20 protein-coding genes are annotated in these 20,444 nt (G+C 72.1%); 15 read left to right on the top strand and 5 right to left on the bottom strand.

Going from position 1 to position 20,444, the window contains the following annotated elements; translation table 11 throughout:
- The first annotated feature begins 47 nt into the window (after positions 1-47).
- The 4 genes from EJF31_RS11610 to EJF31_RS11625 all read left to right on the top strand — a co-directional run bounded on the left by EJF31_RS11610 (position 48) and on the right by EJF31_RS11625 (position 4,326).
- The gene (locus EJF31_RS11610) at positions 48-1,496 is read left to right on the top strand and encodes an NAD(P)/FAD-dependent oxidoreductase (RefSeq protein WP_125037186.1); all 1,449 of its coding nucleotides are present in this window, start codon (positions 48-50) and stop codon (positions 1,494-1,496) included.
- A gap of 99 nt (positions 1,497-1,595) precedes the next feature.
- On the top strand, positions 1,596-1,790 hold the full coding sequence (locus EJF31_RS11615) for a CsbD family protein (RefSeq protein ID WP_125037187.1): 195 nt from the start codon (positions 1,596-1,598) through the stop codon (positions 1,788-1,790).
- 233 nt (positions 1,791-2,023) lie between these two features.
- On the top strand, positions 2,024-3,538 hold the full coding sequence (locus EJF31_RS11620) for a DEAD/DEAH box helicase (RefSeq protein ID WP_125037188.1): 1,515 nt from the start codon (positions 2,024-2,026) through the stop codon (positions 3,536-3,538).
- Positions 3,539-3,639: 101 nt separating this feature from the next.
- Positions 3,640-4,326 carry a CPBP family intramembrane glutamic endopeptidase gene (locus tag EJF31_RS11625; RefSeq protein WP_125037189.1) on the top strand — a complete coding sequence of 229 codons (687 nt, stop codon included), beginning with the start codon at positions 3,640-3,642 and terminating at the stop codon, positions 4,324-4,326.
- Between the two features lie 6 nt (positions 4,327-4,332).
- Here EJF31_RS11625 and EJF31_RS11630 read toward each other — a convergent pair whose 3' ends face one another.
- On the bottom strand, positions 4,333-5,232 hold the full coding sequence (locus EJF31_RS11630; protein ID WP_125037190.1) for an NAD(P)H-binding protein: 900 nt from the start codon (positions 5,230-5,232) through the stop codon (positions 4,333-4,335).
- A gap of 115 nt (positions 5,233-5,347) precedes the next feature.
- On the opposite strand from EJF31_RS11630, the gene EJF31_RS11635 reads away from it, so the two are divergent.
- Positions 5,348-6,106, top strand: coding sequence for a 2-keto-4-pentenoate hydratase (locus EJF31_RS11635; protein WP_125037191.1), 759 nt, complete (start codon positions 5,348-5,350; stop codon positions 6,104-6,106).
- On the opposite strand, the gene EJF31_RS11640 is transcribed toward EJF31_RS11635, so the two are convergent.
- A complete protein-coding gene (locus tag EJF31_RS11640; protein WP_260430789.1) occupies positions 6,103-6,828 on the bottom strand; it encodes a MerR family transcriptional regulator in 726 nt (241 codons plus the stop codon). The two genes, EJF31_RS11635 and EJF31_RS11640, sit on opposite strands and share 4 nt — an antisense overlap.
- A 150-nt stretch (positions 6,829-6,978) precedes the next feature.
- Between EJF31_RS11640 and EJF31_RS11645 the strand changes: the two genes are divergently transcribed.
- From EJF31_RS11645 to EJF31_RS11660, 4 genes are all read left to right on the top strand, one after another.
- Positions 6,979-8,190 (top strand): acetyl-CoA C-acetyltransferase, encoded by a 1,212-nt coding sequence (locus EJF31_RS11645; RefSeq protein ID WP_125037193.1) that lies wholly within the window; start codon positions 6,979-6,981, stop codon positions 8,188-8,190.
- A gap of 35 nt (positions 8,191-8,225) precedes the next feature.
- Positions 8,226-10,430, top strand: coding sequence for a 3-hydroxyacyl-CoA dehydrogenase NAD-binding domain-containing protein (locus tag EJF31_RS11650; protein ID WP_125037194.1), 2,205 nt, complete (start codon positions 8,226-8,228; stop codon positions 10,428-10,430).
- 127 nt (positions 10,431-10,557) lie between these two features.
- The gene (locus tag EJF31_RS11655) at positions 10,558-11,271 is read left to right on the top strand and encodes an ABC transporter ATP-binding protein (protein WP_125037195.1); all 714 of its coding nucleotides are present in this window, start codon (positions 10,558-10,560) and stop codon (positions 11,269-11,271) included.
- Positions 11,246-12,793, top strand: a complete 1,548-nt coding sequence (locus tag EJF31_RS11660; protein ID WP_125037196.1) for a hypothetical protein — start codon at positions 11,246-11,248, stop codon at positions 12,791-12,793. Before EJF31_RS11655 ends, EJF31_RS11660 begins: the two co-directional genes overlap by 26 nt.
- A 24-nt stretch (positions 12,794-12,817) precedes the next feature.
- Here the strand turns inward: EJF31_RS11660 and EJF31_RS11665 are convergent, their stop codons facing one another.
- A complete protein-coding gene (locus EJF31_RS11665) occupies positions 12,818-13,459 on the bottom strand; it encodes a hypothetical protein (RefSeq protein WP_260430791.1) in 642 nt (213 codons plus the stop codon).
- 78 nt (positions 13,460-13,537) lie between these two features.
- Positions 13,538-14,080, bottom strand: coding sequence for a hypothetical protein (locus EJF31_RS11670; RefSeq protein ID WP_125037197.1), 543 nt, complete (start codon positions 14,078-14,080; stop codon positions 13,538-13,540).
- A 24-nt stretch (positions 14,081-14,104) separates the two neighbouring features.
- On the opposite strand from EJF31_RS11670, the gene EJF31_RS11675 reads away from it, so the two are divergent.
- Genes EJF31_RS11675 through EJF31_RS11690 form a run of 4 tightly spaced genes read left to right on the top strand, consistent with a single transcriptional unit; the run spans position 14,105 to position 17,927 of the window.
- A complete protein-coding gene (locus EJF31_RS11675) occupies positions 14,105-15,361 on the top strand; it encodes an acyl-CoA dehydrogenase family protein (protein WP_125037198.1) in 1,257 nt (418 codons plus the stop codon).
- Positions 15,358-16,131 (top strand): SDR family NAD(P)-dependent oxidoreductase, encoded by a 774-nt coding sequence (locus EJF31_RS11680; RefSeq protein ID WP_125037199.1) that lies wholly within the window; start codon positions 15,358-15,360, stop codon positions 16,129-16,131. The genes EJF31_RS11675 and EJF31_RS11680 overlap by 4 nt, the downstream gene beginning before the upstream one ends.
- Entirely contained in the window at positions 16,132-17,241 is a 1,110-nt protein-coding gene (locus EJF31_RS11685) for a phosphotransferase family protein (RefSeq protein ID WP_125037200.1), read from the top strand. It begins immediately after the preceding gene.
- Between the two features lie 5 nt (positions 17,242-17,246).
- Positions 17,247-17,927: a histidine phosphatase family protein gene (locus tag EJF31_RS11690; protein ID WP_221767530.1), complete on the top strand. Its 681-nt coding sequence runs from the start codon at positions 17,247-17,249 to the stop codon at positions 17,925-17,927.
- Positions 17,928-17,937: 10 nt separating this feature from the next.
- Here EJF31_RS11690 and EJF31_RS11695 read toward each other — a convergent pair whose 3' ends face one another.
- Entirely contained in the window at positions 17,938-18,699 is a 762-nt protein-coding gene (locus tag EJF31_RS11695; RefSeq protein ID WP_125037202.1) for an SDR family oxidoreductase, read from the bottom strand.
- 30 nt (positions 18,700-18,729) lie between these two features.
- Between EJF31_RS11695 and EJF31_RS11700 the strand changes: the two genes are divergently transcribed.
- Positions 18,730-19,104, top strand: a complete 375-nt coding sequence (locus EJF31_RS11700) for a VOC family protein (protein WP_125037203.1) — start codon at positions 18,730-18,732, stop codon at positions 19,102-19,104.
- Complete coding sequence (locus EJF31_RS11705; RefSeq protein ID WP_221767531.1) at positions 19,089-20,441, top strand: NAD(P)/FAD-dependent oxidoreductase; 1,353 nt, start codon at positions 19,089-19,091, stop codon at positions 20,439-20,441. The genes EJF31_RS11700 and EJF31_RS11705 overlap by 16 nt, the downstream gene beginning before the upstream one ends.
- Positions 20,442-20,444 lie beyond the last annotated feature (3 nt).

Here is a 20,444-nt window from a genome sequence, read left to right on the forward strand (position 1 = left end):
CTGTTGAACATCTGTCAATAAAACCGTGGGAGGGCTACCGTCGGACCATGACTCCCGAGCACCCCGAGCACGTGGACGTGATCGTCGTCGGCGCCGGCCTGTCCGGCATCGGTGCGGCCTGCCAGCTGACCGAGCGGCACCCCGGGAAGTCCGTGGCCGTGCTCGAGGCCCGCGAGGCCAGCGGCGGCACGTGGGACCTGTTCCGCTACCCCGGCATCCGCTCGGACTCCGACATGTTCACCTTCGGCTACCGGTGGCGCCCGTGGCCCTCCGACACCGCGCTGGCCGACGGTCCGCTGATCCTGGACTACCTGCGCACCGTCGCCCGGGAGTACGGCGTCGACGAGAAGATCCGCTACCGGCACCGGGTCGTCGGCGCCTCCTGGGACTCCGCCACCAGCCGCTGGACGGTCGAGGTGGACGTCGCCGGCGAGCGCCGCGTCCTGACCACGAGCTTCCTCTGGTCGTGCGGCGGCTACTACGACTACGAGCAGGGCCACGCGCCGGAGTTCCCGGGTGCCGGGGACTTCCGGGGAGAGGTCGTGCACCCGCAGTTCTGGCCCGAGGACCTCGACCACGCGGGCAAGAAGGTCGTCGTCATCGGCAGCGGCGCCACCGCGGTCACGCTGGTCCCGGCGATGGCCGGGACGGCCGAGCACGTGACCATGCTGCAGCGCTCCCCGTCGTACGTCGCCACGCGGCCGGGCCGCGACCCGCTCGCCCGGCGCCTGGAGAAGTTGCCGCGCGCCGTTGCCTACCCGGTGATCCGCTGGAAGAACATCCTCTACGCCGCCGCCACGTTCAAGCTCGCGCGGGTGCGGCCGGCGATCGTCAAGAAGGCGCTGCGCGACGCGGCGATCCGCCAGCTCCCCGAGGGCTACGACGTCGACCGGCACTTCAGGCCGACGTACAACCCCTGGGACCAGCGGCTCTGCCTGGTGCCCGACGGCGACCTGTTCAAGGCGATCCGCCGCGGCGAGGCCTCGGTGGTCACGGACACGATCGAGACGTTCACGGAGACGGGCATCCGGCTGACCTCCGGCGAGGAGCTCGAGGCCGACATCATCGTGACCGCCACCGGGCTGAAGCTGAAGCCCTTCGGCGGCTTCGACCTCACCGTCGACGGCGCCGCGGTCAAGGCCCACGAGACCATGGCCTACAAGGCGTTGATGCTCAGCGGGGTGCCCAACTTCGCCTTCACGATCGGCTACACCAACGCCTCGTGGACGCTCAAGGCCGACCTCGTCTCCGACTACGTCGTCCGGCTCCTCGAGCACCTCGACCGGACCGGCACGACCCGCGTCGTGGCCGAGCGCGACCCCGAGGTGGGGGAGCGGCCGCTGATGGACTTCCAGTCCGGCTACATCCTGCGCGCGCTCGACGACCTCCCGGTCCAGGGTGACCGGGCGCCGTGGATGCTCCAGCAGAACTACATCACCGACCTGCGCACGATCCGTCGCGGCGACCTCGAGGACGGCGTCCTGCAGTTCAGCTGACCACCACCCGGACAGGTGGTTTGGCGGCGCCCCGATCGGGCACGAACCGGGCGGCAACCTGCGTCGCACCCGCGGCGCGCCCGACCTACGGAGGACACCATGGGCATCGGTGACAAGGCGGAGAACAAGGCCGAGGACCTCGGCGGCAAGGCCAAGGAGGCCACCGGCAAGGCGACCGGCAACGAGAGCCTCGAGGCCGAGGGCAAGGCCGACCAGACCTCGGCGTCGGTGAAGAACGCCGGCGAGCACGTCAAGGACGCCGCCAAGGACCTCAAGGACGGCCTCACCAAGTAGCGCCTGCTTGATCAGGATCACAGGCCGGTACGGCGGCGCGGATTGTCGCCGTACCGGCCGACTCCCCTAGGGTGGAGCCACGAGTTCGTCCAGTCTTGCCTCGGACTCCCGCGCGATCCGGCTCGGTCTTCTCGACCCGCAGCCCGCGCCCCTCCTCGTGAGGTTCGCTTCTCCAGTCACGCCGCCGGTGTGACCAGCGTGGTGAGACACCACGAAACGTGAGTGATTCCCGCATGTCTGCTGCTTCTTCCACTGCCGCGCCGTCCTTCGTGGACCTCGGCGTCCCCGCCCCGCTTGCCGCCATCCTGGCCGCGCAGGGCATCACCTCCCCGACCCCCATCCAGGCCGCGACGCTGCCGGACTCCATGGCCGGACGCGACGTCCTGGGCCGTGGCCGCACCGGCTCCGGCAAGACCTTCGCCTTCCTGCTGCCGCTCGTCGCGCGCCTCACGGCGTCCGGCCGCCCGGCCCGCAAGGGCGAGCCGCGCGCGCTGATCCTGGCGCCGACGCGTGAGCTCGTCGGCCAGATCCACGAGTCGCTCAAGCCGCTCGCGGAGTCCGCCGGCCTCACCACCATGACGATCTTCGGTGGCGTGGGCCAGACCCCGCAGGTCAACGCCCTGCGCCGCGGCGCCGACATCGTGCTCGCCTGCCCCGGCCGCCTCGAGGACCTCATCCAGCAGGGGCACTGCGACCTGGGTGCCATCGAGATCACGATCCTCGACGAGGCCGACCACATGGCCGACCTGGGCTTCCTCCCCGCCGTACGCCGCATCATGGACAAGACCCCGGCCGACGGCCAGCGGCTCCTGTTCTCGGCGACGCTCGACAACGCGATCAACGTGCTGGTCAAGCGGTTCCTGTCCCAGCCGGTGACCCACGAGGCCGACTCGGCGCAGTCCCCGATCTCCACGATGGACCACCACGTCCTGCACCTGTCGCGGGAGAACCGCGTCCCCGTGCTGGTCGACCTGACCAGCGCGCCGGGCCGCACGGTCGTCTTCACGCGCACCAAGCACGGCGCCAAGGCGCTGACCCGCCAGCTGAACAAGAGCGGTGTCCCGACCGTCGAGCTGCACGGCAACCTGAGCCAGAACGCCCGCACCCGCAACATGGAGGCGTTCCACTCCGGCAAGGCGAGCACCCTCGTCGCCACCGACATCGCCGCCCGCGGCATCCACGTCGACGACGTCGCGCTGGTCGTGCACGCCGACCCGCCGGTCGAGCACAAGGCCTACCTGCACCGCTCGGGCCGTACGGCGCGCGCCGGTGCCGCCGGCACCGTCGTCACGCTGATGACCGACGACCAGGTGCGCGACGTGCGCGACCTGACCCGTGCGGCCGGCATCAAGCCGACCACCACCAAGATCCACGGTGCCTCGCACCCGCTGCTCGCCGAGCTCGCGCCCGGCAAGCGGGTGCACGTCCCCGGCGGTCTCGTCGTCGACGTGCCCGAGCAGTCCTCGGGCAACCGTCCCGCGGGCTCGGGCTCTGCCTCGGGTCGTCCGCGTCGTCGCCGCGGTGGCGGTGGCGGTCAGGGTGGCGGCCAGGGCTCCGGCCAGGGCGCCAAGTCCCAGGGCGGCCGCCAGCAGGGCACCAAGCAGCCGGCCGCCAAGCCGGCCGCCAAGCAGGGCTCCGGTGGCAACGGCGGCGGCGGCAACCGCAGCCGCTCGAACCGCGGCCCCGCCGCCGGCTCGGGTCGCCCGGGCCAGCACAGCCCGGCCAGCTTCAGCTCCGGCCGCCGCTGACCGATCCCGTCCCGTGTGCCCCACGACGCGCCAGCGCGCGACGTGGGGCACACGCGCGTGGCGAGGCCCCCCGTAGGCTCGCCGGACGGAAGGGGGTCGGTGTGCGGACCTGGCTGCAACGCGCGTTGTGGGACGTCGTCCCGCGCGACCACCGGGAGTCCCCGGACGCGCTGCGCCGACGGCAGCTCGTGACGGCGACCTTCGTGGTGATCGGCGGCGTGGTCCTCGGCCTGTCGCTGAGGATCCAGCCCGGCAGCGCCTGGTTCTACCCCGCGACCCTCGTGCTCGCCGGCGTCTGGACGGTCGGCGCGTTCGCGTCCGGGCCGCTTCACCTCGGCCGGATCGCCCACGCCAAGGGCGATCGGCGCCCCGTCGTCGCGCCGATCCTGCTCGGCCTCGGCCTGGCCGCGGTCTTCGCCGCGGGCGGGCTCGTGGTGCGCGAGGTGCCGTTCCTCGAGCACCAGGTGAGCTCCGTGCTCGACCACGCCGACCAGGGCTCGTGGCCGCTGCTGGTCCTGATCACGGCCGTCAACGGGGTCGCGGAGGAGCTGTTCTTCCGCGGCGCGGCGTACGCCGCCATCACCCGGCACCCGGTCGTCTGGACGACCGTGGCGTACGCCGTCGCGACCCTGGCCACCGGCAACGTGATGCTGTCGTTCGCGGCCGTGCTGCTCGGCGCGCTGGTCGGCCTGCAGCGCCGCGCGTCCGGCGGGATCCTCGGGCCGATCCTGACCCACGTCACCTGGTCGGTCTCGATGCTGTTCGCGCTGCCGGCGCTGTTCGGCTGACGACCGCTACGAGCGGCCGCTCTCGTCCAGCGCGCGGCGCACGGCCTCGGCGTAGGGGATCGGCTCACCCGGCACGATGTCGAGGATAGACCGGTCGGTGACGACGACCTCGGTGCCCATCGAGTCGATCAGGTTGCGGCCGGTGGTGACGTCGACGTCGGTCACCAGCGCCAGCCAGTACGACGACAGCCGGGGCGTCAGGACGGGCACCCGCACGATCGGCACGCGGTGGCCCGAGGAGATCTCGGCGGCGACCTGGAGCATCTCGAGGTAGGTCAGCTGCTCGGGGCCGCCGATCTCGAAGACCCGGTCGAGCGCGGCGTCCTGGCCGATGACGCCGGCGAGGTAGCGGACGACGTCGTCGAGCGCGATCGGCTGGGTGCGGGTGGAGACCCAGCGCGGCACGATCATCGCGGGGAGGTTCTTGACCAGCTGGCGGGTCAGCTCCCACGAGATGCCGCCCGCGCCGACCACGATCGCCGCGCGCAGCACGGTCACCGGCACGCCGGCCTCGCCGAGCAGCCCCTCGACCTCGCGCCGCGAGCGCAGGTGCGGCGACAGGTCGCTGCCCTCCTCGCCGAGCCCGCCGAGGTAGACGATCTGCCGCACGCCCGCCGCCTTGGCCGCCCGGCCGAACGTCCGCGCCGCCTCGGCGTCCTTGCGCTCGAAGTCCGGGTCGTCGAGCGAGTGCACGAGGTAGATCGCGACGTCGGCGCCCGCGAGCGCGTCGCTCAGCGAGGCGCGGTCGGTGACGTCGCCGCCCACGGCCACGCCGGGTCCGTCGTACTGCTCGGGGCGGCGGGTCATCGCCCGCACGTCGAGCCCGCGCGCGACGAGCTCGGGGACGAGGCGGCGGCCGACGAACCCGGTGGCGCCGGTGACGAGGACGGTCGGGGCGTCGGTCATGGGCCCACCCTAGAGAGGAGGCCCGAACGAGCGCGCCTTGTGGATCGATCGGCGGCGGCGTACCGTGTCGTTGAAAGTTGAACCAAGGAGACCCCATGCTCGCCCCTGCAGCCGGATGAGGCCCGAGGACGCCGCCCGCGCGCTCGCGTCGGCGCGCGGCGAGCGCCGGACGCTCGAGCGGTTCACCGCCACGGAGCCCGACCTCGACGAGGCGTGGGGCCTGGCCGTCCAGGACCTCGACCGAGCGGCCCGGTTGGCCGCGGGGCAGAGGGTGACCGGCGCGAAGCTCGGCCTCACCAGCACGCCCAAGCAGCGGACGATGGGCGTGCACCAGCCGATCGTCGGCTTCCTCACCGACGCGATGGCCGAGGGCGCCTTCGACGTCGACGCCCTGGCCCAGCCCCGGATCGAGCCGGAGGTCGCGTTCGTCCTGGCCACGGACCTGGCCGGACCCGTCGCCGACGTCCGCGACGTCGTGGCCTCGGTGTGCGTGGCCCTGGAGGTGCTGGACTCCCGCTGGACCGGCTACCGCTTCGGGCTGGCCGACGTGCTCGCCGACAACACGAGTGCGGCCGGCTACCTGCTCGGTGCCCCCGCACCCCGGCCGGCCGACCTGCGGGGACGGGAAGCCCGGTGGTACGTCGACGGGAAGCTCCGGTCGACCACGACCCCCGCCGCGATCCTCGGCGACCCGCTCGCCGCGCTCGCGCACCTCGCCACCCACCTCGGGCGTCGCGGCGAGGTGCTGCCCGCCGGCTCGGTGGTGCTGGCCGGGGCGATGACCGACGCGGTCCCGCTGCTGCCCGGCACGTCGGTGCGCATCGAGGTCGACGGCCTGGAGCCGCTCACCTGGACGCGCCCCGCAGGCGACTAACGCACCCGCTGGGCGATGCCCTCGCGCTTGGTCTCGTCCATCGCGGCCTCGTAGGCCTGCACGAGGCTGGCGATCGAGAGCGGCTTGAGCCGCTCCACGACCTCGCGCACCCGCTCCGGCGACGTGCCGGACTCCTTGTAGACGGGCCACGCCTTGGTGCGGAACACCTCGTAGAGCTCCTCGGCGATCTGCCGGCCGTGCGCGGCGTAGACGTCGGCCGCGGCGAGCGCCGCCTCGGTCGGGAAGCCGAGGTCGAGCAGGCCCAGCCCGACCGAGAGCTGCGAGACGGCGACCTGGTGCTTGCCGCGACGGCCCGGGTGGACCACGCCGAGCGCGGCGAGGGTGGTGAGGTCGTCGTCGGTCAGCTCGCGGCCGGCGCGCTTGTCGAGCTCGGCCCGGGACATCTCGATCGGGGACTCGTGCTGCCACGGCGCGAGCATGGCCCGCTGCAGGGCGATGTCCTCGGGCGTCGCGTCGCGCGGGATGTTGGCGACGTACGTCGAGATCGCCGAGAGCGTGAACCCGTGGCTCTGCAGCTCCTGGACGAGCTCGAGGCGAGCCACGTGGTCGGGGGTGTAGTAGCCCGAGCGGCCGCGCCGGATCGGCGGCGGGACGAGCCCCTTGGTCGTGTAGAAGCGGACGTTGCGCACGCTCATGCCGACCCGGTTGGTCAGCTCGTCGAGGGTGAGCAGCTCCCGGAGCGCTTCGACGCTCTCCTCCATCGACACTCCTCGGGTCGTCATCTCGGATCGATCTCCCACGGGCGCCGGGTGAGCCAGACCACAGTCCACCCGACCTTGACCGTGACACCAATAGTGTCACAATCGGGACATCAGCTGAACCGCAAGCAGCCGCAAACAGCAAGGACGGTCATGGCAGAAGCATTCGTGTACGACCACATTCGTACGCCGCGTGGCAAGGGCAAGAAGGTCGGCACCCTGCACGAGGTCAAGCCGATCGACCTGGTGGTCGGGCTCCTCGAGGAGGTCCAGAGGCGCAACCCCACCCTGGACCCGAACCGCATCGACGACGTCGTCCTCGGCGTGGTCTCCCCGATCGGCGAGCAGGGCAGCGACATCGCCAAGACCGCCGCGCTCAAGGCCGGCCTCCCCGAGACCGTCGCCGGCGTCCAGCTCAACCGCTTCTGCGCCTCCGGTCTCGAGGCCGTCAACCAGGCTGCGTCGCGCGTCCGCGGTGGCTTCGAGGACCTGATCCTCGCCGGCGGCGTCGAGTCGATGAGCCGCGTGCCGATGGGCTCCGACGGCGGCGCCTGGGCGGCCGACCCGGCCACCGCGCTGCAGACCGGCTTCGTCCCGCAGGGCATCGGCGCCGACCTGATCGCGACCCTCGGCGGCTGGACCCGCGCCGACGTGGACGCCTACGCGGCCGAGTCGCACCACCGCGCCGCCAAGGCCTGGGCCAACGGCTACTTCGCCAACGCGGTCATCCCGGTCAAGGACATCAACGGCCTGACCATCCTCGACCACGACGAGACGATCCGCCCCGACACCAGCCCCGAGGGCCTGGCCGGGCTCAAGCCGTCCTTCGCCGACATCGGCAAGAACGCCGGCTTCGACGACGTGGCGCTGGAGAAGTACCACTGGGTCGAGAAGATCGACCACGTCCACCACGCCGGTAACTCCTCGGGCATCGTGGACGGCGCCGCGATCGTGGCGATCGGCACCGAGCAGGTCGGCGCCGACCTCGGCCTGACCCCGCGGGCGCGGATCATCGCCACCGCCGTCTCCGGCGCGGACCCGACGATCATGCTGACCGGCCCGGCCCCGGCTGCCCGCAAGGCGCTGGCCAAGGCCGGCCTGACGGTCGACGACATCGACCTGTTCGAGATCAACGAGGCCTTCGCGGCCGTGCCGATGCGCTTCATGCAGGACATGGGCATCAGCCACGAGATCACCAACGTCAACGGCGGCGCCATCGCGATGGGCCACCCGCTCGGCGCCACCGGCGCGATGATCCTCGGCACCCTGGTCGACGAGCTCCAGCGACGCGACCTGCGCCGCGGCCTCGCCACGCTCTGCGTCGGCGGCGGCATGGGCATCGCCACCATCGTCGAGCTCGTCTGAGCGCCCGACCGGAACTGACAAAGGACTTCACCAGAATGACCGAGACCCAGACCCAGTCGGCTGTGCGCTACGACAAGGACGCCGACGGCATCGTCACCCTCACGCTGGACGACCCCACGTCCAGCGCCAACACCATGAACGAGCTCTACCTCGACTCCATGAAGGCGGCCGTGGATCGCCTGTACGACGAGGTCGACAGCGTGACCGGCGTCGTCGTGGCCAGCGCCAAGAAGACCTTCTTCGCCGGCGGCAACCTCAAGGGCATGGTCCAGGCGACCAAGGACGACACCGCCCAGATCTTCGCGATGGGCGAGGGCGTCAAGGCCGGCCTGCGCCGCCTCGAGCAGTTCCCCCGTCCCGTCGTCGCCGCCATCAACGGCGCCGCGCTCGGCGGCGGCTTCGAGATCTGCCTGGCCTGCAACCACCGCGTGATCGTCGACGACGACAAGGTCGAGATCGGCCTGCCCGAGGCCTCGCTCGGCCTGCTCCCGGGCGGCGGCGGCGTGACCCGCATCGTCCGGATGCTCGGCATCCAGTCCGGCCTGATGGACGTGCTCCTCCAGGGCACCCGCTTCAAGCCGGGCAAGGCGCTCGAGAAGGGCCTGGTCGACGAGCTCGTCCCGACCCGCGAGGACCTCGTGCCCGCCGCGAAGGCGTGGATCAAGGCCAACCCCGACGCATCGCAGAACCCGTGGGACAAGCCGGACTACCGGATGCCCGGCGGCACGCCGAGCAACCCCAAGCTCGCGGCGTTCCTGCCGGCCTTCCCCGCGCTGCTGCGCCAGCAGACCAAGGGCGCGGTCTACCCCGCCCAGCGCGCGATCCTCTCGGCCGCGGTCGAGGGTGCGTCGACCGACTTCGAGACCGCGTCGCGGATCGAGTCGCGCTACCTGACCAACCTGATCGTCAACCAGCAGTCGAAGAACATGATCCAGGCGTTCTTCTTCGACCTGCAGGCGATCAACTCCGGCTCGCTGCGGCCCGACGGCATCCCGCCGTACAAGGCGGTCAAGGTGGGCGTCCTCGGCGCCGGCATGATGGGCGCCGGCATCGCCTACTCCTGCGCCCGCGCGGGCATGGAGGTCGTGCTCAAGGACGTCGCCGCCGAGAGCGCCGAGCGCGGCAAGGCCTACTCCGAGAAGCTGATGACCAAGGCCGTCGAGCGCGGCCGGTCGACGGAGGAGAAGAAGGCCGAGCTGCTGGCCCGGATCACGCCCACGGCCGACCCCGCCGACCTGACCGGCTGCGACCTGGTCATCGAGGCGGTCTTCGAGGACCCGGCCCTCAAGCACCAGGTGTTCGCCGAGATCGCGCCGTACGTCAACAAGGACGCGCTGCTCTGCTCCAACACCTCGACGCTGCCGATCACGGAGCTGTCCACCGGCGTGGACCGTCCGGCCGACTTCATCGGCCTGCACTTCTTCAGCCCCGTCGACAAGATGCCGCTGGTGGAGATCATCCGCGGCCGCGACACCTCCGACGAGGCGCTGGCCAAGGCCTACGACGTGGTGCAGCAGATCCGCAAGACCCCGATCGTGGTCAACGACTCGCGTGGCTTCTACACCTCGCGGGTCATCGGCACGATGGTCAACGAGGGCCTGGCGATGCTGGCCGAGGGTGTGCACCCGGTCTCGCTGGAGCGCGCGACCACGCAGGACGGCTACCCCGTGGGCGTCCTGCAGCTCGCCGACGAGCTCAACATGGAGCTGTTCCAGAAGATCGCCAAGGCGACCAAGGACGCGGTCGAGCGCGACGGCGGCACCTACACGCCGCACCCCGCCGAGGAGGTCGTGCGCACGATGGTCGAGGGCGGTCGTCCCTCGCGCCTGAAGGGTGCCGGCTTCTACGAGTACGACGAGAACGGCGCCCGCCAGGGCATCTGGAAGGGCCTTGCCGAGACCTTCCCCGTCGACCCCGACGCCGTGCCGTTCCAGGACGTCAAGGACCGCCTGCTGTTCGTCGAGGCGCTCGAGACGGCCAAGTGCTTCGAGGAGGACGTCATCACCTCGGCGGCCGCCGCGAACATCGGCTCGATCATGGGCATCGGCTTCCCGCCCAACACCGGCGGTGCGGCGCAGTTCATGACCGGCTACCAGGACCCCAACGACCAGGACGCCCCGATCGGCCTCGCGGCCTTCGTGGCCCGGGCCGACGAGCTGGCCGCCAAGTACGGCGCCCGCTTCGAGCCCACCCCCTGGCTGCGCAACCTGGCCGAGACCGGCGGCTCCTTCCCGGCCTGACCACTCGAGTCGGCGCACCTGCCGGGGGACTCCCGGCAGGTGCGCCGACTCGATGATTTGCCGGGAGTTTCACGGTGACTCCGGCGATTGCCCGGTGCGACGCGTCGAGTCGGCGGACACTGGCGGGATGACGAACTCGGATCCGGTCGTCGACGTACGCGGCCTGCACGTGCGCTTCGGCGAGGTCGAGGCGGTCGCGGGCATCGACCTGGCGGCGTACGCCGGGCAGGCCACCGCCCTGCTCGGCCGCAACGGCGCGGGCAAGTCCACGACGATGCGCGTGCTGGCCGGGGTGGTCCCGCCGACGGCCGGCACCGTCCTGGTCGCCGGCCACGACGTGCGCCGCGCGACCCTCGCGGCCAAGCAGGCCACGGGCTACTGCCCCGACGTCGGCGGGCTGGTGCCGCGCGCGACCCCGTGGGAGCACCTCCAGCTGTCGGCGCGGCTGCGCCGCCTCGACGACTGGGAGCGGCCGGCCCGCGACCTGCTCGAGCGCTTCGAGCTCGGCGACGTCGCCCACCGGGTGACCGCCGGCTTCTCCCACGGCATGGGCCGGCGGCTCTCGGTCGTGCTGGCCGCGATGCACCAGCCGCAGGTGCTGCTGCTCGACGAGCCCTTCGACGGCGTCGACCCGATCGGCGTGGACGCCACCATGGACGTCATCGCCGACGCCCGTGCGCGCGGCGCCTGCGTGCTCGTCTCCACCCACCTGCGCGAGCTCGCGATCCGCGCCTGCACCACGGTGTCCGTGCTCCGCGGCGGCTCCCGCGTCGCGACCATGGGCTCGGCCGACATGCAGGGGGAGGAGGGGGCGCGTGCCTATCGCAGCCTCCTCGAGTGAGCTCCTCCAGGGCATCCGGGGCACCCGCCGAGCCGTCGTCGACGTCGGCCACCTGCTCCGCTTCCGCAGCGCCCGCGTACGCCGGCGCCGGGTCCTCGTCGCCCTCGCCCTCGTCTTCATCGGCCTGACCTCGGCGGCGGCCGTGCTGCCCGCCCTCCTGCCCGGCGCCGGCTCCGGCCGGCACGCCCAGGACGCGCTGGTGCTGCTGCCGAGCGGCTTCGCGGGCTTCATTGCCCTGGCCGTCGTGGCCGGCGTCGCCTCGGGCGGCGGCCGCGAGCTGCTGGCCCGCGAGCACGCGGTCATCCACCCGGTCAGCCCCACCACCGACCACCTCGGGGCGCTGCTGATGGCCCCGCTCAACATCTCCTGGCTGATCCAGGCGTGGGTGCTGCTCGGCGGGGCGGCCTACGGCGTCGGCCCCGACCCCGAGCGGCTGGCTGCGATCCAGATCGGTGTGGTGGCCTGGCTGCTCGCCGCGACCGCCCTCGGCCAGGTCGCCGCCTGGGCGCTGGAGGCGATGCGCCGCGAGCCGCACGGCGTCGGCGCGGTCCGGAGTCTCGCCGTCGTCGGCGTCGTCGCGGTGGTCGGGCTCCAGCTCAGCGGCACGCTGACCGGGGCCCTCGACCAGGTCCCGACCCTGACCCTCGTGGTGGGGCTGCTCGGCGGCTTCTCGGGGCAGTGGGTGCAGAGCATCGCGGTCGAGCTCGCCCTGCTGGTCGCCTCCGTGGTGGTCGGCGCCGTGCCCGCCCACCTGGCGGCCCGCCGTACGCCCCACGACGAGCAGCGGCTCGAGACCGACGCCCACGAGGCCCGGCCGATGCCACGCACTCCGCTCGCCGGCCTGGTCCGCACCGACCGCGCGTCGGTGTGGCGGGCGGTCCCGATGCGTCGCGGCCTCACGGTCCTGGCGCTCGGCCCGGGCGTGATCGCGCTCGCGGGCGACGTGCCGTGGGACATCATGACGATCCTGCCCGGGCTGGTCGCGTCGGGCGGCTCGCTGCTCTTCGGTGTCAACGCCTGGTGCCTCGACGGCCGGGGCGGGCTGTGGCGCGAGAGCATGCCGGTCTCGCCCGCCACGGTGTTCGACGCGCGGGTGGTCGTGCTGGCGGAGTTCCTCGCACTGGCCTCGGCGGTGACGCTGGTCGTCTCCTCGCTCCGCGCGGGGCAGCCGACCGCGTCCGAGGTGGTCGCGGTCCTGGCCACCTGGGTGGTCGTGCTGGTGCAGGTGGTGGCCGCGGCGATGCGCTGGTCGCAGCTGCGCCCGTTCGCCGTGGACCTGCGGTCGGCGCGCGCCACCCCGGCGCCGCCGCTGATCATGGTCGGCTACTCCGTGCGGCTCGCGGTGAGCACGACGGTGACCGGCCTGGTGTTCACGGCCCTGTCGCACGCGCCCGACCCGCGGCTGCCGCTGCTCTCCGCGGTGCCGTTCCTGTGCTGGTCGCTGGCGCGGCTCACCCGCACCCGGCGACGGTGGCTGGATCCCGTCGACCGGGCGCGAGTGGTCACCGCGGTGGCCGCCTGAGGTGTGGACCCAGGCGGTGTCGAGTCAGGCCGACTCGAACCACGGGTGGTGCAGGTCGTAGAACGTCGCGCCCGCCATGACCGAGTCGAGCACGGAGCGGACCTCCTCCGGCGGCTCGAGCTGCTCACCCTTGCGGGCGCTCGCCTCGTCGGTGAACGCGATCGTCTCGGTGAACGTGCCGTCCTCCTCGATCGCCAGCGTCGCGCCGAGGATCTCGGGCCGCATCTCGTGCAGCATGTCGGTGTCGCCCATCAGCTCCTTGAGCTTCGACGGGTCGTCGATCCGGCCCCGGATGATCTGGACGAAGCCGGCCGAGTCCGAGCCGCCGTCCATCATCAGCGTCACGTCGTTGCAGTCGTGGAACTCCACCGGGCCGTCCATGATGGCCATCATCTTCTCGGCCCACTGGCTCTGCTCGGGCCGCCGTGAGTTGGCCTCCGCCGCCTCCCTGGACTCGAAGCGGACCACGCCCACGAAGCGGTCGTCGTCGGTGAAGCCGTAGGTCCCGCCGAGCCAGCCGACCGCGCCGCGGCCCGCCTCCTCGCGCCACTTGGACGCCAGCTCGCGCAGCTCGTCGTGCCGGGTGCACTTGCCCTCGATGATCTGGATGAACATGTTGCCTCCTCGTCGTCGGCCGCCCGGGGGATGGGCGGTCGGGGTGCCCATCCAAGGACGCTATGGCCCGACCGGGAGCCCGTCCATGACGCGATCGGGCTGGCCCGGCCAGCCCTGCGTCGGTCCGGCTCAGTTCCGCTTGGCCTGCTCTGTGCACGACGACTGGGCGCTGCTGAGCGCCTTCACCTCCGGGCCGTCGACCGACCCGGTCAGGGTGGCGAGGACGGCGTCGTGCAGCTCGTCCTCGGAGAGCGCGGCACGCAGGCACGCGGCGTAGGCCCCGGGGTCGACGGCGCCGTGGCTGACCGACACCGCCGCCCGTGCGGCCGCCTCGACGTAGTCGACGCACGCGAACTGCGCCTGCACCCACGCCTCGCCCACGCGCTGGTCGAGGACGGGCAGCTCCGCGACGACGGCGTACGACTCATCCAGGACGCCGGCGGCCCGCAACTGGGCGGGGGTGACCCGGGCGGTCAGCTCGCGGGCGAAGCAGTCGCCGTCGGCGACGTCGGCGGCGGTCGGGTGGTCGCCGGCGAAGAGCGTTGCCAGGCCGTCGTGGATCGCGGCCCGGTCGGGGTCGGCGCCGGGGTCGGGGCCGTCCGGGCCGTCGTGGTGCCCGCTGGTGCAGCCGGTGGCGAGCAGCAGCGCCACGAGGGCGAGGGCACGACGCATGGTGCTCACACTAGGGTGCCCGGCATGGACTTCTCCGCGTCTCCACGCGCCGCAGACCTGACCGCCCGCGTGGCGGCCTTCATCGCCGAGGAGGTCGACCCGGTCGAGGAGGGCTATCACCGCGACCTCGCCGAGCAGCGCCGCAGCGGCGACCCGTGGCAGCCGCTGCCGGTCCTCGAGGAGCTCAAGGCGAAGGCCCGCGCACAGGGTCTGTGGAACCTCTTCCTGCCCGCCGAGCACGCCGGCGAGTACGCCGCCCGCTTCGGCACCGACGGCGGCCAGGGGCTGACCAACGTCGACTACGCCCCGATCGCCGAGCTCACCGGCCGGTCCGCGATCGCCCCGCTGGTCCTCAACTGCAACGCCCCGGACACCGGCAACATGGAGGTGCTGCTGCGCTACGGCTCGGAGCAGCAGCGGCGTGACTGGCTCGAGCCGCTCCTCGACGGGAAGATCCGGTCGGCGTTCACCATGACCGAGCCCGGCGTGGCGTCCTCCGACGCCACCAACATGGAGGCCACCGCGATCGTCGACGGCGACGAGATGGTCATCAACGGCCGCAAGTGGTGGTCGACCGGCGTGGGCCACCCGGACTGCCGGATCTTCGTCTTCATGGGGCTGACCGATCCCGACGCCGACCGCCACCACCGGCACTCGATGGTGCTGGTCCCGCGCGACACCCCCGGCGTGAAGATCGAGCGGATGCTCAACACGATGGGCCTCTACGACGAGCCGCTGGGCCACGGCGAGGTGTCCTTCACCGACGTGCGGGTGCCGCTGGCCAACGTGATCAGCGGGCCCGGGATGGCCTTCGAGATCGCCCAGGGCCGGCTCGGCCCCGGCCGGATCCACCACTGCATGCGGCTGGTCGGGCTCGCCGAGAAGGCGCTCGAGCTGGCCTGCACCCGGGCCCTGTCGCGCGCGGCCTTCGGCAAGCCGATCGCCAACCTCGGCGGCAACCGCGAGCGGATCGCGGACGCCCGGATCGCCATCGACTCCGCGCGCCTGCTCGTCCTCAACGCGGCCTGGAAGCTCGACGTCGGCGGCCCGCTCAACGCGCTGTCCGAGGTCTCCCAGATCAAGGTGGCCGTCCCCAACATGGCCCAGCAGGTGATCGACCTGGCCATCCAGCTGCACGGCGGTGGCGGGCTCTCCGACGACTTCCCGCTCGCCGGCGCGTGGACCCAGGCCCGCGCGCTCCGGCTGGCCGACGGGCCCGACGAGGTGCACCGCGGGGTGATCGCCCGGCTCGAGCTCGGCAAGTACGGAGCCCGACGATGACGGGGCAGCGGGTCCTGATCACCGGCGCCGCCTCCGGGCTCGGCGCCGCGCTGGCGACCGCGTTCGAGGCGCGGGGCGACGAGGTCCTGCGGACCGACCTGGTCTCGGCAGGCTCGACCGGCGAGGTCGACCTGACCCTCGACATCACCTCCGACGACGACTGGACCGCGGCGCTCGCCCACGTCGAGTCGACGTGGGGCGGGCTCGACGTCCTCGTCAACAACGCCGGCGTCGCGGGCGGTGGCCGCCTCGACGTCGCGACGATGGACGAGTGGGAGTGGATCACAAACATCAACCTCTTCGGGGTGGTCCGCGGCACGCGCACGTTCGTGCCGACGTTCAAGCGCCAGCGCAGCGGCCGGATCGTCAACGTCGCCTCGCTCGCGGGTCTCGTCCACCCGGCGGGGATGGCGTCCTACAACGCGGTCAAGGCCGCGGTCGTGGCGCTCACCGAGACGACCGGCCACGAGCTGGCGGCCTACGGCGTGACCGCCCACGTCGTGTGCCCGTCGTACTTCCGCACCAACCTGATGCACTCCCTCCGCGGCGCCGACGAGGACCTCGGCGCGATCGTCGCCGGGCTGGTCGCCAACTCGCCGATCTCGGCCGACGACATCGCGGCCGCGGTGCTCGAGGGGCTCGACCGGGGTGACGAGGTGATCGTGCCGGACCGGCCGGCGCGCGAGGCCTACGGCCTGAAGCTGCACGACCGGCCGGCGTACGACGCGGTGATGCGCGCGCAGGCCGCCAAGCTCGAGAAGGGGATCTGAGTGACGGACGAGGGCAACCCGGCCAAGCCGGTCCGGGCGGAGGACGCGTTCGACGTCGAGGCGGTGGCCGCCTGGCTGCGTGAGCACGCGACGGCGTTCCGCGAGGACCTGGAGGGGACGCCCGAGGTGCGGCAGTTCCCGGGCGGCGCGTCCAACCTGACCTACCTGCTGCGCTACTCCCCGAAGAATCGGGCACAGCGCGATCTGATCCTGCGCCGGCCGCCGACCGGGGCCAAGGCCGCCGGGGCGCACGACATGGGCCGGGAGTTCCGGATCCAGTCGGCGCTGGCGCCGGTCTTCCCCTACGTGCCGCGGATGGTCGGGTTCTGCCAGGACGAGTCGGTCATCGGTTCGGACTTCTACGTCATGGAGAAGCTCGACGGCACCATCCTGCGCCGCGACCTCCCCGCGCCGATGACCGAGGACGAGGCGTCGACGCTCTGCGCCCACGCGCTCGACGTCCTGGTCGACCTGCACTCCGTCGACGTCGCGTCCGTGCCCGAGCTGGAGAAGCTCGGCCGCGGCGACGGGTACGTCGGGCGCCAGGTCTCCGGCTGGATCCACCGCTTCGGCAAGGCCCGCACCGACGACACCGGCGACTGGTCCGACATCGTGGCCTGGCTCGAGGCCCACCAGCCGGCCGACGTCGCGCAGACCCTGATCCACAACGACTACCGGCTCGACAACATGGTCCTCGCGCCCGACGGCTCGCTGCGGATCATCGGTGTCCTCGACTGGGAGATGGCCACCGTCGGCGACCCGCTGATGGACCTCGGCGGGATGCTGTCCTACTGGGTGCAGGCGGACGACGACGAGTTCTTCCTGATGTTCCGCCGCCAGCCCACGACCGAGCCGGGCATGTGGACCCGGCAGGAGTTCGTGGAGCGCTACTGCGAGCGGATGGGCTACACGGTCACGCCCGCTCAGTGGCGCTTCTACGAGGTCTTCGGGCTGTTCCGGCTGGCCGTGATCGCCCAGCAGATCTGGTACCGCTACTTCCACAAACAGACCACCAACGAGGCGTACGCCGTCTTCGGCCCGGCCGTCGGCTACCTCGAGCAGCGCTGCCGCCGGCTGGTCTCGGCAGGCTCGACCACCGGAGCACCCTGATGGGGATGGTCCTGCTCGTCCGGCACGGCCAGGCCTCGTTCGGCGCCGACGACTACGACGTGCTGTCCGAGACCGGCTGGGCGCAGTCGCGCGTGCTCGGCCGGTGGCTGGCCTCGCACGGAGTGGTGCCCGACGTCGTGCTGCGCGGCGACATGCGCCGGCACCGGGAGACCGTGGAGGGGATGGTCGAGGGTGCCGGCTGGTCGTCCTCGGTGGAGGCGGACCCGGGCTGGAACGAGTTCGACCACCTCGGCGTGGTCTCGGCCTACCTCGCGCTCCCCGAGAACGCCGCCCCCGACCACGAGCTCGACCGCCGGGAGTTCCAGCAGGTCTTCGAACGGGCCACGCAGCGCTGGACCGGCGGCGACCACGACGAGGACTACCCCGAGTCGTTCCCGGCGTTCCGCGCCCGCGTCGCGGGGGCCGTCGACCGTGCGACGGCGCTGGCCGGGTCCGGATCGACCGTGGTGGTGGTCAGCTCGGGCGGCCCGATCGCGACCGCGTGCGGCTCGCTCGTCGCGCCCGACGCCGCCGACCCCGCGCTGGTCTGGGAGCTGTGGGGCCGCTTCAACACCGTCGTCGTCAACACGTCGGTGACGCGGGTGGTCGTCGGCTCGACCGGCCCCCGGCTGCTGACGTTCAACGAGCACAGCCACCTCGAGGGCGACCTGCTGACCTACCGCTGAGGCGCTCCGGCTACATCAGCTTCTTGAACACCGGCAGTGGCGCGTGCTTCATGACCAGCGACAGTGGCGCCCAGGGGAGCGCGGGCACGCAGGCGGAGTCCTTCCCCTTCTCGATGGCGTCGACCATCGCCCGCACGCCCTTCTCGGTGCTCGCCATCATCGGGGTGCTCTGGGCGACCTGCTCGTTCATCTCCGAGGCGATGTAGCCGGGGTAGAGCACGGTGACCTTGATGGGCGTGCCGTGCAGCTCGTTGCGCAGGCCCTCGGCGAGGTGGGCGACACCGGCCTTGGTGGCGGCGTACGTCGTCATCGTCTTCGGCAGCCCGCGCATGGCCGACATCGACGAGATCATCACGAAGTGGCCGGCGCCCTGGGCGCGGAAGATCTCCATCGCGGCCTCGCTCTGGGCGAGTGCGGCGACGAAGTTGGTCATCGCGGTCTCGCGGTTGGCGGCGTAGCCGCCGGTGCCCAGCGGGGCGCCCTTGCCGAGCCCGGCGTTGATGACGACCCGGTCGATGCTGCCGAAGTCGGTGGCGAACCCGCGGAAGACCTCGAAGACCTGGTCGTCGTCGGTCACGTCGAGCGTGCGGATCTCGACGCGGCGGTCCGGATGGGCGGCCAGGATCTCCGCGCGCAGCTCCTCGAGGCGGTCGAGGCGTCGCGCGCAGAGCGCGAGGTCGTGGCCGAGCGCCGCGAACTGGCGGGCCATCTCGGCGCCCAGTCCGCTGGAGGCGCCGGTGATCAGGACGGTCTTCGCTGTACCTCTGCTCATGTCCGGGAGTCTCGCGTAGTGTCCGATGCCATGAGCGGACGGGTCGTGCACTTCGAGATTCCCTTCGACGAGGCGGGGCGCGCACAGGCGTTCTACCGCGAGGTCTTCGGCTGGAACCTCATCGAGATGCCGGAGATGTCCTACACGCTGGTGACCACGGGGCCGACGGGTGACCAGGGCGCCACCGAGCCCGGCTTCATCAACGGCGGGATGCTGCGTCGCGAGAGCCCCAACGAGAGCCCGATCGTCGTCATCGACGTCGAGGACATCGACGCGTCGCTGGCGAAGATCGAGGAGCTCGGCGGGCAGACGCTGCTGGGTCGCCAGCAGGTCGGCGACATGGGGTGGGCGGCCTACTTCAAGGACGTCGAGGGCAACAGCATGGGCCTGTGGCAGTCGGCGTGACCCGCGCCTGCATCATCGGCGCCGGCTCGTCGGGCATCACCGCCGCCCAGGTGCTGGCCGCGCGCGGCGTCGACTTCGACTGCTTCGAGATGGGCTCCGGCGTCGGCGGCAACTGGCGCTACGGCAACGACAACGGCGTCAGCTCGGCCTATCGGTCGCTGCACATCAACACCTCGCGGACCGCGATGGAGTACGCCGCCTTCCCGATGCCCGAGACCTACCCCGACTACCCGAGCCACTGGCAGATCGCGACGTACTTCGACGACTTCGTCGACGCCTTCGGGCTGCGCGAGCGGATCACGTTCCGCACCGAGGTCGTGAAGGTCTCGGCAGGCTCGACCACCGGGGGCCGCTCGACCGCCGGGGAGGGCGGTTACGACGTCACCGTCCGGCACCGCGACACCGCCCGCGGGTCCGAGACCCGCCACTACGACCACGTGATCGTGGCCAACGGCCACCACTGGGACCCGCGCTGGCCGGAGCCGGGCTTCCCGGGCGCCGAGACGTTCCCCGGCGAGCAGGTCCACGCGCACTACTACCGGACCCCGGACCTCTTCGAGGACAAGCGGGTCGTGGTGCTCGGCATCGGCAACTCCGCCACCGACATCGCGGTCGAGTCCTCCCGGGTGGCCCGCGAGACCTACCTCGCGATGCGCCGGGGCGCCTACGTGCTGCCGAAGTACCTCTTCGGCGTCCCCACCGACCACCTCACGAACTCGCCCCTGGCCCGCGGGCCGCTGGCGCTGCAGAAGGCCGGCATGAAGGCGATGCTGCGGCTGGCGGTCGGGAAGATGACCGACTACGGCCTGCCGCAGCCCGACCACGACGTGCTGGAGGCGCACCCGACGATCAGCGACGACCTGCTGAGCCGGCTCGGGCACGGCGACATCAGCGTGAAGCCCAACCTCGACCGCTTCGAGGGCTCGAAGGTGTTCTTCACCGACGGCACCGCGGTCGAGGCCGACGTGGTCGTCTACTGCACGGGCTACAAGGTGACGTTCCCGTTCCTCGACGACACCGTGGTCCGGGCCCGGGACAACCACGTCGACCTCTACCGGCGGGTGGTCTCGCCGGACCACCCCGGGCTCTACTTCGTGGGCCTCATCCAGCCGCTCGGCGCGGTGATGCCGCTGGCCGAGCAGCAGGCCCACTGGGTCGCCGACCTGATCGCCGGCGAGGTGCACCTGCCGCCCGTGGCCGAGATGCGCGCCCAGATCGCGTCGTACGACGAGGCGATCCGCAAGCGCTACGTCGCCTCCAAGCGCCACACCATCCAGGTCGACGCGCACACCTACCGCGCCGAGCTGGAGAGGGAGCGCAAGGAGCGACGCCGCTGATCC

Origin of the sequence: Nocardioides sp. LS1 (assembly GCF_003865225.1) — a bacterium.
In the GTDB taxonomy this organism is placed as follows: Bacteria; Actinomycetota; Actinomycetes; order Propionibacteriales; family Nocardioidaceae; genus Nocardioides; species Nocardioides ginsengisegetis.